The following is a 13,517-nucleotide window of genomic DNA, read 5'->3' as shown; positions in this document are numbered from 1 at the left end:
TATGAGCGACACAGCAATTTATCCCGACCTCAAGGGCCAATCCGTTTTCATCACCGGAGGCGGTTCAGGTATTGGCGCGTCATTGACCGAAGGTTTTCTGCGCCAAGGTGCCCAAGTCGCATTTGTTCAACGCTCCGATTCCACCGCATTTTGTGACGAAATGGAAAAGGAAACGGGATCACGCCCCCTTTTCATTTCATGTGATGTTACGGATATTCCAGCCCTCAAAGGTGCACTCGATACAGCCTCAAAAGCGCATGGAGCCGTAACCGTATTGGTCAACAACGCGGCCAACGACCAACGCCACGAAACCCTCGAAGTGACCGAGGAATTTTGGGATTGGTCTCAAGCCATCAACCTCAAATCCTATTTCTTCGCGTGCCAAGCAGCCTTTGAAGGTATGCGGGATGCGGGCGGCGGCAGCATTATCAATTTCACCTCCATTTCCTACATGATGGGCGGCGCGGGCTACCCCGCATATACGACCGCCAACTCAGGCATCAATGGACTGACCCGCAGCCTTGCACGCGAGTTTGGCCCCGACAAAGTGCGGGTAAATGCCCTCGCTCCGGGATGGGTTCTGACACAAAAACAGATCGACATGTGGGTCACGCCAGAGGGCTTGGCTGGGCACCTCGACAAACAGTGCCTCAACGAATCCCTTGCCCCCGAAGACATCGTGGGGGGCGTCCTGTTCCTCGCCTCAAAATCAAGCAAGATGATGACCGGACAAGCCCTCGTCATTGACGGCGGCGTTGTGGTGACAGGATAATGGCGCGCGCGATTAGTCCAGATTGGATTGCAGTTGATTGGGGCACGTCCAATCTGCGTGCTTGGGCCATGTCGCACACGGGTGACATTCTTGCTGAAGCGAGTTCCGATCAAGGCATGGGTAAGCTCACCCAAGACGCGTTTGAGCCCGCCCTATTGTCATTGGTTGAGCCTTGGCTTTCCGACGACACGCCCGTGGTCGCATGCGGTATGGTCGGCTCACGACAGGGGTGGCAAGAAGCCCGTTATCGCACCGTGCCTTGTACACCCTGCAGCGGGGATACCACCCGTGTAGACACTCACGACCCACGCCTTTCGGTCCATCTCATTGCGGGTTTAAAACAAGACAAACCCGCCGACGTTATGCGCGGCGAAGAAACCCAAATTGCGGGGCTTCTTGCCTTGAACCCCACCTTTGATGGCGTTGTTTGTCTTCCGGGAACCCATACCAAATGGGCGCGGATCAGTGCGGACGAAGTCGTAAATTTTCAAACCTTCATGACGGGCGAACTTTTTGCGTGTTTGTCCGATTATTCCGTCTTGCGCCATTCTGTAACTACGGAAGATTGGGACGATGCGGCCTTTTCGCAAGCGATTGACGACGCGCTATCCAAACCCGAAAGCTTGGCCGCGCGCCTGTTTTCTTTGCGCGCAGAATCCCTTCTTAACGACCTCCCAGCGGCCTCCGCACGTGCGCGCCTCTCAGGCTTGCTACTTGGTGCAGAACTTGCCGCAGCACGACCCTATTGGCTGGGTCAAGACATTGCGATTATTGGCGCAAAGGGCCTCTCAAACCTTTACGCAACCGCCCTGCGCCAACTGGGGTGTGCCCCCACGATTCCCGAGGCCGAGAACCTTACACTCGCGGGCCTTGCAACGACCTATCTATCTCTTAAGGAGACTTCCAAATGAGCCGCCCCCTGATCGCCATTATTCGTGGCGTTACCCCCGCCGAAGCCCTCGACGTCTCCGCCGCCCTTCTTGAGGCAGGCATCGACCGCATTGAAGTGCCGATGAACTCGCCGGATGCGTTGGTGAGTATTGCATCAATGGTCAAAACCTATGGTGACCGCGCGTTAATTGGCGCAGGGACCGTTTTGACCCCCGAGGTCGTACGCGCGGTGGCAGACCTGGGTGGCAAGCTTATTGTCTCGCCGAATGCAAATGTTGAGGTGATCAAAGAAACCAAACGTCTGGGCCTCCAGAGTTTTCCCGGCGTACTAACCCCAACCGAATGTTTTTCCGCCATCCAAGCAGGTGCTGACGGCATTAAAATTTTCCCATCCTTTCTCCTCGGCGTCGAGGGCCTCAAGGCAATCTGTGCCGTCCTTCCTCCCGAGGTTCCCGTGTTCATGGTCGGCGGGGTTGGCCCCGCGAATTTCGCCGAACTTCTCCAAGCGGGGGCCTCCGGTTTTGGCATTGGGACGGGTCTTTACAAACCTGGTTTCACAGCCGACGATGTGCACAAACGCGCCGTAGAAATGGTCGCCGCCTATGACAAAATCACGCAGGAGACACACACATGACCCAAGCCACGCTCTTTGATTCCCGTACCTGTATCCTTGGGGAAGGCCCCCTGTGGCACCCTCTGCGCAAACAATATTATTGGTTCGACATCATGGGAAAAAAGCTCCTAACTTTGGGCGAGGATGGCCCTAAGGAATGGAGCTTTGACGAATACGTATCGGCAGCAGGTTGGGTCTCTGAAAACGAGCTTTTGATCGCCAGTCAAACGGCGCTATTCTTGTTCGATTTGAACACAGGCAAAACCGTTCGCAAGCTTTGTGACCTTGAAGCCGACGACGCCACCACCCGTTCAAATGATGGCCGCGCAGACACCTATGGCGGCTTTTGGATCGGAACAATGGGCATCAATGCCGAGACGAACGCAGGCGCAATTTATCGCTATTATAAGGGTGAACTTCGCTGCCTTTACTCCGATATTTCGATCAGTAACTCGATTTGCTTCTCACCTGATGGGGCCTATGCCTACTATAGCGACACGGCCGAAAAAACCATTCGACGCCAGAAGCTTAACCCAAAGGACGGGTGGCCAACGGGCTCCAGCGAACTTTGGCTCGACCTCTCGAAAGAGGGCATTAACCCCGATGGATCCGTGATCGACATGCGGGGTTATTTGTGGAACGCACAGTGGGGCCTAAACCGCATTGCGTGCTACAACCCCGACGGCGTTTTACTCGAAACCGTTGCCTGTCCAGAAGCGAGCCAAACATCTTGCCCCGCCTTTGGTGGCGAAGGTTTAACCGACCTCCTCATCACAACTGCGCGCGTTGGATTGAGTGCTGAAATCTTAGAAAAAGAGCCAATGGCAGGCGCGACTTTCATAGCCAAAGACGTCGCCAAAGGCCAACAAGAGAACCAAGTCATCCTATGAAAAGAACCCTCGGCGTTTGCTATTATCCGGAACATTGGCCCGAAGAAGAATGGGCCGACAATGCGCGGCGTATGGTCGAAGCAGGCCTCACATGGGTGCGTATCGGCGAATTCGCGTGGCAGCGCATGGAACCCACGTCTGGGCGGCTGGAACTCGAATGGCTCGACCGCGCAATTGATGTTTTGGGCGCAGCGGGTCTGAAGGTCATCCTCGGGACTCCCACCGCGACACCACCGCGTTGGATGCTCGACAAACATCCCGATATGAACATCGTGACACCCGACGGCGTTCAACGCAAATTCGGATCGCGCCGCAACTACTGTTTCAGCCACATGGGCTACCGCCAAGAATGCGCGCGGATCACCCGTATTTTGGCTGAACGCTATGGAAAAAACCCACATATTGCCGCATGGCAAACCGACAATGAGTATGGCTGCCACGACACAACCCTTTCCTACTCCACCCATGCACGAGACGGCTTTCGCGATTGGCTCGCGCAGAAATATCAATCCACCGAAGCGTTAAACCGCGCTTGGGGCAATGTCTTCTGGTCCTTGGATTATGACACATTCGACCAAATTGAACTTCCAAACCTAACAGTCACCGACCCAAGTCCAGCCCACGTCATGGCGTTCCGGCGGTATTCTTCTGACCAAGTTGTCGCTTTCAACCGCGTTCAAACCGAGATTTTACGCGCCCACACTGATGCGCCGCTGATCCACAATTACATGGGGCGCATCACCGAATTTGATCATTATGCCGTTGGCGAAGACCTCGATATCGCCAGCTGGGATAGCTATCCCCTCGGCTTCCTATCTGATCGACTGGAGGGCACGCCCGAACACAAAGCCCGCTATCTACGCCAAGGCGATCCCGATATGCAGGCCTTCCATCACGATCTTTACCGCTCCGTTGGCAGAGGCCGCTGGTGGATCATGGAACAACAGCCCGGCCCCGTAAATTGGGCGCCTTATAACCCTGCCCCCCTTCCGGGAATGGAGCGTCTTTGGGCGTGGGAAGCTTTCGCCCATGGCGCGGAAACCGTCTGTTTTTTCCGCTGGCGACAGCCTGCTTTTGCGCAGGAACAAATGCATACGGCGCTCCTTCGGCCCGATGGGGTTGACGCGCCTGCCCTCGCCGAAGTTTTGCAAGTATCCAAAGAAATTTCGACCATTCCAAATGTCGGAACCGCGACCGCGCGCGTCGCATTGTTTTTTGACTACACGTCGGCATGGGCATGGGACGTGCAGCCACAAGGCGCGGATTTCGACTACTTCCGCCTTTGTATGTCGCACTACCGCGCCCTACGCCGAGCGGGATTATCCGTCGATATTTTACCGGCCGACACCCAGAATTTGAGCCAATACAAATTGGTTCTTGCTCCAGGCCTCATGGTCATTCCGCCCTCCTTGATGGCCGCACTTACTACGTTCCAAGGGACGGCACTCATTGGTCCTCGCAGCAATGTCAAAACAGACGAGATGTCGATTGCTGTTCCGCTTGGACCAAACCTGCCGAACCTCGATAGCAAGGTCGTGAACACCGAAAGCATCCCGCCCAATAGCGCAATTGCGTTGCAAAACGGTGGTACTATCCGCCACTGGTTTGAACACCTTGAAGGGGAAGCGCCCATTCGCTGGAGCACTGCCGATGGCCGCCCTGCCATCGTTTCAAACGGTAATCTCAACTATTTAGCGGGATGGCTTGACGACGAAACCCTATTCCAATTGATCGCTGAAACCTGTGTTGATCTAGGGATGGAAGTGACGGACCTTCCGGACGGATTGCGCATTCGGGATACGCAAACGCACCGTTTCTATGTCAACTATGCCCCTGAAGATCTCGAACACGAGGGTTTAAAAATTCCTGCCGCTGGGGTGGTTTGGAAAGCGTTTTAAGCATCGGCCACGCGCCCTAATCCAATTACTCGCGCGCGCGAAGGATTGGCGCAGGCCGTGTAGCCAAGGGACGCCACGCAAATATCAGGCCGGCAATTGTTGTAATAGCAGCCCCACCGACGATGATCGTGATGGCGGACATCCAGTTAAATCGAAACGAGTTTTCCATAACGAAAACCATAACCGCCCACCCCGCGATGGCCCCTGCCAGTGTCGCCACAACGCCCGCCGCGGCTCCCAAAAGAGCGCTGCGCAAAGCAAAGCTCGCAAGGATTGTGCCACGTGTCGCGCCAAGCGTTTTCAGGACCGCGGCTTCAAAAACCCGCGCACGTTCCCCCGCTGCCGCCGCACCAATCAGCACAATGAATCCAGTTAGCAATGTTGCTGCCGCCCCAAACGACGTGGCCGCAGCAATGGCCCCCAACGCTTCCGTCACGCGCGCAATTGCATCGCGAACACGGATCGCAGACACATTTGGATACGCCCGAGAAACATCCCGCACAAAGGCTGCTTCGGCCTCCTCTTGGGCATAAACCGTTGCGATATGGCTGTGAGGCGCGCCTTCAAGGGCTGACGGGTTGAAAATCATCACGAAATTCATACTCGCGTCCGAGAAATCCACAGACCTAAAGCTGGTAATTTCAGCCGTTAGATCGCGGCCCAGAATATTGACGGTCAACCGGTCCCCAAGCTTGAGGCCCATCTCGGCGGCCTCTTCGGCCCCAAAGCTCATGACCGGTGGGCCTGAATAATCTTCGGGCCACCAGTCGCCATTGGTGAGCGTGGTATTTTCAGGAGGTAGCGCCGCATAGGTCACACCCCGATCCCCCCGCAAAACCCAATGGTCCCCCGCAACATCTCGCGCGGGCTGGTCATTAATCTGCGTGATAACACCCCGAAGCATCGGCGCGGATTGAACACGATCTACACCTTCATCCGTTGCGGCACGTTCCTCAAAGCTTGCAAGTTGATCCGGCTGAATATCGACGAAAAAATAGCTCGGAGCCACGTCGGGTAAATCTTGGGAAATCGCCGCCCGCAGGTTTGAATCTATCTGTCCGACGGCGGCCAAAACCGAAAGACCTAAGCCAAGCGAAAGGACGACGGACCGTGCTTCCCCCCCAGGTGCGGCGATGGACGACAGCGCCATTCTCACAGCTGTATTTCCGCGCGCGAAAATGCCCATTTTGCGCGCAATTATGCGCAAACCACCTGCCATCAGGGTCAAGAGGGCTAGCGCGCCTAGTACGCCAACAAACGCCCAAAGTGTCAGGCGAGGAACGCCAGAGAAAGATGCCGCCGTAAACACGAGGAGTGCCAAGAGAAGGCCCGTGACAACGATGTACCGGGGTCGTGGCCATCCGCTTTCTCCACCCGAGATTGAGCGAAAAAGTGCGGCTGCGCGTATATTTTCGGTTTTGGCGAGGGGCCAAAGTGTAAAGAGCAGGGCCGTCAAGGCGCCATAGATTGCAGCTTCGATCAATGGTGCCGCATGAAACGAAATATCAATAGGGAACGGGAACCGTGCCGCGAGTAACGGAGCAATTGCGAACGGAAGAACCGCCCCCAAAATAAGCCCTAAGCCAATTCCAAAGAGTGTCAGCACGCCAATTTGAATAAAGTAGGCAGCAAAAATCGTCCGCCCTTCGGCCCCTAAAGTTTTCAGAATCGCGATTACTTCGGTTTTGGATTCAAGATACGTACGGACAGCGGCCGAAATCCCAACCCCGCCAACTGCCAATCCAGCAAGTCCTACGAGCACCAAAAACGCGCCGATCCGTTCCACAAACCGAGATATTCCCGGGGCACCGTTTCGCATATCTCGCCACCGAACACCCTTATCGGCGAACTGTTCAATCGCCACAGTCTTGAGCCCTTCCAGATCGGTGTTTTCCGCAAGGCGCAGACGGTATTTGGATTCAAAGAGCGTACCCGGCTCAAGAAGTCCGGATTGGGTCAAATCTTTTCGAAGCACCATGGTGCGTGGCCCAAGACCAAAGCCTGATCCTGCAGCGTCAGGTTCTCGCAGCAAAGAAGCGGCCAATCGAAACTCTTGTGTTCCTAGGGTAAATTTATCACCAATTTGCAAGTCAAGCCGCGCAATTAAAACCGGATCCATCACCGCACCGGGGACGCCATCAATGGCTGCGAAAGCGGAGGCAAGATCAGGTGCGCCGTCCAAAACAATGTCGCCGATGAGCGGGTATTGCGCATCTACCGCCTTGAGTTGCGTCAGCGCACGCTCTTCTTGCGATCCCGTTTTTTGGGTGACGGCCATCGAACGGAAATCCGCGACTTCCGATATTTCGGTTGCAACATTGGCCATCCACGCACGTTCGTCTTCGTCGGCAAAACGATAGGTGAACTTCAGTTCGGCGTCCCCGCCCAAGATGACACCGCCCTCATCTGCAAGCCCTTGTTCAAGCCCCGACCGAACGGATCCGACCGCCGCAATCGCGGCGACTCCCAGAGCCAAGCACATGACGAAAACGCGAAACCCCGAGAGACCGCCACGCAACTCGCGGCGGGCAATACGAGCGGCCATGCGAAGACTCATTCGGCGGCCTCTCGCTGCACATCCAATTCGCCATCCACAAGCCGAATAACGCGATCACATTGCGCCGCGAGACCGTTTGAATGTGTGACCAAAACTAAGGTCGCCCCGTGGCGCTCCCTTAGCCCCATGAGTAAATCGAGGACCGCCGCACCATTCGCGCCATCCAGATTCCCTGTCGGCTCATCGGCGAGCAAGATGTCGGGCCGTGGCGCCGCCGCGCGAGCCAAAGCAACCCGTTGTTGCTCGCCACCAGACATCTGAGAAGGATAGTGCCCTGCCCGCGCGCCCAGCCCCACGGCCTCAAGTTCCGCGCGCGCGCGATCAAACGCATCTGCATCCCCTGCAAGCTCAAGAGGGGTCGCAACATTTTCCAAAGCAGTCATTGTGGGAATGAGGTGGAAAGATTGAAACACAACCCCCATATGCTTTCTACGAAAGCGCGCCAATGCGTCCTCATTCATCGCTGACAAATCTTGACCCAGCGCCAAAACCTGCCCCGAATTCGCCCGTTCAAGCCCGCCCATGACCATCAAAAGAGAAGACTTTCCCGACCCCGAAGGCCCGATCAGCGCCAATGTTTCTGCGCGGGTGACATCAAGGGAAATTCCCTTCAATATATCAATTACGCCCGCGTTGCCCGCAAGCGAGAGCGTCACATCTGTTAGTGAAAGGACCGTGTCAGACATGTTCAGTATTCCTCGCCTTAGGGTAGCTTTTTTATATGGGCCTTTTCTGTCGGGGTACAAGCTTCTGATTTCAGTGATTTTAGCGACAAATCTAATCAGTGCGCGCGCTCAGGCCGAACCCGTCGTCATTGCGGCACTTGGGGACAGTTTAACGCAAGGTTATGGCCTCCCTCAGGAAGACGGTTTGGTCGCACAACTCCAAGGCTGGCTTGATGAAAATAACCACGATATTCGTCTTATCAATGCGGGGGTTTCGGGCGACACCACTGCGGGGGGACGGTCGCGCATCGAATGGACCCTCACGCCTGACGTCGACGCCGTGATCGTTGAGTTGGGCGGGAACGATATGATGCGCGGGATTGCTCCGAGCGACAGCCGTAAAAACCTTACTGAAATCCTTGAAGTCCTGCAAAGTCGCGACCTCCCTGTTTTGCTGGTTGGTTTGCCCAGCGCCAATAATTTCGGACCCGAGTTCAAGGCGGAATTTGATGATATGTTTCCAGCCCTCTCGACGGATTTTGAGACGCTGCTCTATCCCGATTTCTTCACCAGTTTTCGCACGGAACTCAACGATACGTCTGCTTTGACAACCTACATGCAGGATGATGCGATTCATCCGAATGCTAAGGGAGTCGCGGCTATTGTGGAAGATTTCGGACCGTTGGTCGTGGAGCTTGCCCAACAGACACAAGAATAGTTTCTGGTTTGTCCTGCGCCGCGAACCCTATAGTACGCTTGGACAACCCATCAAAGGATAGGCAATTGCTCTCACTATACCTCCTGTTCGCGCGTTTTAACGCTCCGCTCTGGCGGCTCATTTTGCGTCGACGTCTTGCCCAAGGCAAAGAAGATCCGAACCGGTTTCAGGAAAAACTAGGGCTTGGCTTAACGCCGCGCCCCAAGGGCGAAGTCATTTGGCTTCACGGAGTGAGTGTGGGCGAGAGTCTGTCGCTTCTGACCCTGTTAGCGGAACTGGGCAAAGCACTTCCTAAGGCGCATTTCGTCCTTACAACAAACACCCGCACGTCCTCTGACACCCTTGCGCGCATGGGGCTGCCCTCGCGGGTCATTCATCAGTTTCAACCCTGCGACAATGCTCCTGCGGTTCAGCGTTTTCTTACTCATTGGCAACCAAGTGTGGCCGTATTTTCCGAACTGGATATGTGGCCGTGCCTTTTGACAGAAACCCACAAAATGCAAATACCTATGCTGCTGATCAATGCGCGCATGAGCGAAAGGTCCGTTCACAAAAGGAGGTTTTTGAAGGGGGTGTATCGCAAAATGGTACAGCTGTTTGATATAATATTAACTCAAGAAGACGTTTCACGCGATAATTTCATCGCCATGGGCGCGGGGGCAAAAACCACCCAAACGACCGGCCCGTTGAAAATCGCTTCTGCCCCCTTGCCCGATCTTCCAGAGGAGCGTGCCGCGCTTGAACTCGCGATTGGAGCCCGACCACATTGGCTCGCCGCATCAACGCATCCTTCTGAGGAGGAGCGTGTCCTGAAGGCGCATCTGATCGCGCTCAAAACGTTGCCAGATCTGCTCCTCATAATTGCGCCACGTCATCCCAAATTTGCAAACGAAACGCTCTCTATGGCACGGCCCCTCTTTACGGGCATCGCACAGCGCAGCAAAAAAAACGCCATTCAAACCAGCACACAACTCTATCTCGCGGACACATTGGGGGAACTTGGCCTCTTTTTCCGCCTCGCGCACACGGCCTTTATCGGGCACAGCCTTGTGTCACAGGACGGCCCTTTGCCGGGTAAAAACCCCTACGAAGCCCTCGCACTCGACACTTTGGTGATGCATGGCCCTGTCTATTCCGACTTCACCTATATTTATGACAGCTTGAAAGATGCAGGCGCGACCCATCAAATTTCAACCCCTGAGGATCTTGCCCGAGCCGTACTCGAAGCCCAAGACCCGCAGTGGCGCACGCCATATGTAACAGCCGGAACGGCCGTGATGGACTTGGGGCAAGACGCGCTAAAAAAACCACTTGAGGCCATTCTGAAGGCCCGAACCAGAAGCTAAGCGCCCTTTACGTACCCCCGGAAACCTGAGATACAGTACTATGAACAGCGCGTATAGGACGATAGCTCGTAACTCACTTTTGTTATCGAGCATTCCCACCGACTTGGCAGATGATATCTTGAGTGACGCGAATGCGCGTTCCTTTAGCCATGGGCAGATGATTTTTTCCCACGGCGATATCGCAACCAGTATCTTCATCGTGATTGAAGGATGGGTGAAACTTTTCCGTGTTACGCCAAATGGCGCAGAGGCGGTGATGGGCGTTTTCACGCAGGGACGAAGCTTTGGCGAAGCGGTCGCCTTTAAGGGCGACACATATCCCGTGAGCGCGGAAGCTGTTACGGATGCAAAAGTCATTCAAGTAAGCGCAAGCAAATTGCTTGATCTCATGCAGGCTCGCCCCGAAGTCTGTACCGCTGTGCTCGCGTCAACATTCGCCCATTTACATGGCCTTGTCTCGCAGATTGAGCAACTCAAGGCGCAAACTGGCGCGCAACGGGTTGCGGAGTTTTTGATGTCGCTAGCGGATTGCGAACACGGAAAATGTTCGGTTACTCTGCCCTATGACAAGGCCCTGATTGCGGGTCGTTTAGGGATGAAACCCGAGAGCCTCTCGCGCGCTTTCGCAAAGCTGCGCTCTGTTGGTGTTACCGTCAATCGCAGCTCAGCAGATATCGAAAATCTGGAAGACTTGGCGGATTATGCCGAGGGTGATCCAGCCGAAGCTTGGTCAAAATAACCGCGATCAATGAGGGCAAGGAGCCTTGGCCCCCTGCCCGTCAAACTTACATTTTGCAGTCTGCCGCATAGGCATCCGAATGGTTGGTCAGGCCCGTTGCCACAATTTTATTTGTGAAAACGTCACCCTCTTGAATCACCTCACGTACATAGATGTTCTGAATGGGGTGATGATTGGGCCCAAAGGAAAAATCGCCGCGAACGGAGTCAAAATCAGCAGCTTCGAGCGCCGCTTGGAAAGCATCCGCGTCGTTGACATCTGCTATAGCCGCGGCTGAAATCAGGAGGTTCGCTGTATCAAACCCTTGGCTCGCATATAGCGAGGGAAGGCGGCCATACTCAGCTTGAAAGCTTTCAACGAATGCTAAGTTTGTAGCATTATCAATGTCTTTGCTCCACTGGGATGTATTTTTCACACCCAATGCAGCACTCCCAACGGCCTGCAGGATTCCCTGATCGAAGGAAAATGCGGGGCCAACGAGGGGCAAGTCCACACCACTATCCGCGTATTGTTTGAGAAAGGAAATCCCCATACCGCCCGGCAAGAAGAAATACACGTTCTCAGCACCAGAGGCCCGAATTTGCGCGATCTCGGCGGCATAATCCGTTTGGCCAAGCTTGGTATAAATTTCGCCTTTTACGTCGCCCTTGTAGAACCGTTTATATCCTGTGAGCGCGTCTTGTCCGGCAGGATAATTCGGCGCAAGAATAAAACTGCTGGCATATCCAGCGTCCGTGGCGAAGGCCCCCGCTGCTTCGTGCAGGTTGTCATTTTGCCATGCGACATTGAAATATTTAGCGTGACACCCTTTGCCCGCGAGCGCTGATGGCCCCGCGTTGGGCGATAGATAGAATTTGCCCTGTGCCGTCGCAGCAGGCACAACCGCCATCGCAAGGTTGGACCAGATAATCCCCGTGAGGACATCGACCTTCTCGGATTGGATCATCTTGTCAGCGAGTTGCACAGCAACGTCAGGCTTGCGCTGATCGTCTTCAATCACGACGTCAAAATCCACACCCGCTTGCTTCACCGCGAGCATAAACCCGTCCCGCACATCAATACCAAGCCCAGCGCCGCCACCCGAAAGGGTGGTGATCATTCCGACTTTCAGTGGTTCCGCGATTGACGCCGTTGCCAAGGCCGCAGTTCCCAATGCAAGCGCGCATGTTTTCAGAATTCCCATTCTAATCTCCCTGTTTTATCTAAAATGCTTTGAATGTCAGCGTGGTGAGCGAGCGCTCAATACCTTCAATCGTGAGCAAATTATCATTGATAAATTTGCCGACGTCCTGCCCCTCGGGAATATAGACCTTCATCAGGAGGTCAAAGTCTCCACTGGTCGAATAGAGTTCCGAATGGATTTCACGCAGGGTGATTTCATCGGCAACCTTGTAGGTCGTGCCGGGCTTGCAGCGAATTTGGATGAAAACACAGGTCATTTGAGCGTCCCTTTTCGTATAAATTTCAACGGTTGGGGTACTCTATGCCGAGGGACGCGGTTATTGCCAGCCCTCAGCGTAATTTCGCGCTAAATTCTGAAAGTCGAACGTCTGAATGCAAAACGCAGGACCACTGGCCCTGCGTTTCAATTCTTTCAATGTGAAAGAGATATCCCAATCACACGAAGCTAACTGCTTATTCTTCGCCTGCTTCGCCTTCGGCCGCAGCGTCTTCAGCTGCAGCTTCGTCTGCCTCATCATCCGCAGAACGAAGGCTCGACGGTGCTGCAAGGTTCGCAATAACGAAATCACGATCGATTGTTGGTTTAGCACCTTTTGGAAGCTTGATGCTCGAGATTGTGATTGTGTCACCAACTTCGAGACCGGTCAGATCAACTGTCAGGCTCTCAGGAATGTCACTAGCAGTAACCGCAAGTTCAACTTCTGGACGTACAACAGTCAATGTGCCGCCTTTTTTCAAGCCAGGGCATTCTTCATGGTTGATGAAATCAACGTGGATGAAGAGTGACACAACACTTGAACGCTTAAGGCGCATAAGGTCGAGGTGTGTTGGCAAGTCTCTTATAACATCGCGCTGAACGTTCCGGCAGATAACGCGAACGTCGTCTTGGCCTTCAACTTTCAGGTTGAACAATGTTGAAAGGAAACGGCCCGCTTTGAGGCGCTTCAAAAGAACATTGAACGGAATGCTAATCGCTTGGGGCTCTGCGCCGCCACCGTAAACAATACCTGGTACAAGTCCTTCACGGCGTGCTTGACGAGCGGCCCCCTTGCCTGTCCCCGTACGCGCTGTGACTTCTAGGTCTGGAATTTTGCCAGCCATAGTAATTCTCCTAAGTTTAGAGGGCCTTCCTCCAAGGGTGTAAGGCCCGATGAAGTCGCGCGTATATGGGAGAATCCCTACTATGTGAAGGGAAAATTTAATTTCGCTCTGCTTTGAGTCTTGCTTTGTAAAAAAGCCCGTGCGA

At 54.4% G+C, this 13,517-nt stretch carries 13 protein-coding genes; 8 read left to right on the top strand and 5 right to left on the bottom strand.

All coding sequences use genetic code 11. The features are described from left to right. The first annotated feature begins 1 nt into the window (after nucleotide 1). The 5 genes from AB9F27_RS03615 to AB9F27_RS03595 are packed head-to-tail and all read left to right on the top strand — an operon-like array spanning nucleotide 2 to nucleotide 5,064. Complete coding sequence (locus tag AB9F27_RS03615) at nucleotides 2-772, top strand: SDR family oxidoreductase (RefSeq protein WP_335585256.1); 771 nt, start codon at nucleotides 2-4, stop codon at nucleotides 770-772. Beyond that, entirely contained in the window at nucleotides 772-1,683 is a 912-nt protein-coding gene (locus tag AB9F27_RS03610; RefSeq protein ID WP_335585255.1) for a 2-dehydro-3-deoxygalactonokinase, read from the top strand. The genes AB9F27_RS03615 and AB9F27_RS03610 overlap by 1 nt, the downstream gene beginning before the upstream one ends. After that, nucleotides 1,680-2,297 carry a 2-dehydro-3-deoxy-6-phosphogalactonate aldolase gene (locus AB9F27_RS03605; protein WP_335585254.1) on the top strand — a complete coding sequence of 206 codons (618 nt, stop codon included), beginning with the start codon at nucleotides 1,680-1,682 and terminating at the stop codon, nucleotides 2,295-2,297. Before AB9F27_RS03610 ends, AB9F27_RS03605 begins: the two co-directional genes overlap by 4 nt. Beyond that, on the top strand, nucleotides 2,294-3,166 hold the full coding sequence (locus tag AB9F27_RS03600) for an SMP-30/gluconolactonase/LRE family protein (protein WP_335585253.1): 873 nt from the start codon (nucleotides 2,294-2,296) through the stop codon (nucleotides 3,164-3,166). Before AB9F27_RS03605 ends, AB9F27_RS03600 begins: the two co-directional genes overlap by 4 nt. Beyond that, nucleotides 3,163-5,064 (top strand): beta-galactosidase, encoded by a 1,902-nt coding sequence (locus tag AB9F27_RS03595; protein WP_335585252.1) that lies wholly within the window; start codon nucleotides 3,163-3,165, stop codon nucleotides 5,062-5,064. Before AB9F27_RS03600 ends, AB9F27_RS03595 begins: the two co-directional genes overlap by 4 nt. A gap of 25 nt (nucleotides 5,065-5,089) precedes the next feature. Here AB9F27_RS03595 and AB9F27_RS03590 read toward each other — a convergent pair whose 3' ends face one another. Continuing rightward, nucleotides 5,090-7,621, bottom strand: coding sequence for an FtsX-like permease family protein (locus AB9F27_RS03590; protein ID WP_335585251.1), 2,532 nt, complete (start codon nucleotides 7,619-7,621; stop codon nucleotides 5,090-5,092). Continuing rightward, nucleotides 7,618-8,307 carry an ABC transporter ATP-binding protein gene (locus tag AB9F27_RS03585; protein ID WP_039000683.1) on the bottom strand — a complete coding sequence of 230 codons (690 nt, stop codon included), beginning with the start codon at nucleotides 8,305-8,307 and terminating at the stop codon, nucleotides 7,618-7,620. The genes AB9F27_RS03590 and AB9F27_RS03585 overlap by 4 nt, the downstream gene beginning before the upstream one ends. Between AB9F27_RS03585 and AB9F27_RS03580 the strand changes: the two genes are divergently transcribed. The 3 genes from AB9F27_RS03580 to AB9F27_RS03570 all read left to right on the top strand — a co-directional run bounded on the left by AB9F27_RS03580 (nucleotide 8,306) and on the right by AB9F27_RS03570 (nucleotide 11,089). Beyond that, nucleotides 8,306-9,004: an arylesterase gene (locus AB9F27_RS03580; RefSeq protein WP_335585250.1), complete on the top strand. Its 699-nt coding sequence runs from the start codon at nucleotides 8,306-8,308 to the stop codon at nucleotides 9,002-9,004. The genes AB9F27_RS03585 and AB9F27_RS03580 overlap by 2 nt on opposite strands. Nucleotides 9,005-9,069: 65 nt before the next feature. Beyond that, on the top strand, nucleotides 9,070-10,350 hold the full coding sequence (locus AB9F27_RS03575; protein ID WP_369757565.1) for a 3-deoxy-D-manno-octulosonic acid transferase: 1,281 nt from the start codon (nucleotides 9,070-9,072) through the stop codon (nucleotides 10,348-10,350). A gap of 118 nt (nucleotides 10,351-10,468) precedes the next feature. Next, a complete protein-coding gene (locus tag AB9F27_RS03570) occupies nucleotides 10,469-11,089 on the top strand; it encodes a Crp/Fnr family transcriptional regulator (protein WP_335585248.1) in 621 nt (206 codons plus the stop codon). 46 nt (nucleotides 11,090-11,135) lie between these two features. On the opposite strand, the gene AB9F27_RS03565 is transcribed toward AB9F27_RS03570, so the two are convergent. The 3 genes from AB9F27_RS03565 to AB9F27_RS03555 all read right to left on the bottom strand — a co-directional run bounded on the left by AB9F27_RS03565 (nucleotide 11,136) and on the right by AB9F27_RS03555 (nucleotide 13,372). Beyond that, complete coding sequence (locus tag AB9F27_RS03565) at nucleotides 11,136-12,272, bottom strand: ABC transporter substrate-binding protein (RefSeq protein WP_335585247.1); 1,137 nt, start codon at nucleotides 12,270-12,272, stop codon at nucleotides 11,136-11,138. 19 nt (nucleotides 12,273-12,291) lie between these two features. Next, a complete protein-coding gene (locus AB9F27_RS03560) occupies nucleotides 12,292-12,528 on the bottom strand; it encodes an Lrp/AsnC ligand binding domain-containing protein (protein WP_039000680.1) in 237 nt (78 codons plus the stop codon). Between the two features lie 196 nt (nucleotides 12,529-12,724). After that, nucleotides 12,725-13,372, bottom strand: a complete 648-nt coding sequence (locus AB9F27_RS03555) for a 50S ribosomal protein L25/general stress protein Ctc (RefSeq protein WP_335585246.1) — start codon at nucleotides 13,370-13,372, stop codon at nucleotides 12,725-12,727. Nucleotides 13,373-13,517: the final 145 nt, after the last annotated feature.

This window comes from Falsihalocynthiibacter sp. CO-5D18, assembly GCF_041205445.1.
GTDB classification, from domain to species: Bacteria; Pseudomonadota; Alphaproteobacteria; order Rhodobacterales; family Rhodobacteraceae; genus Falsihalocynthiibacter; species Falsihalocynthiibacter arcticus.
This window is presented reverse-complemented; position numbering and strand designations above follow the sequence as displayed.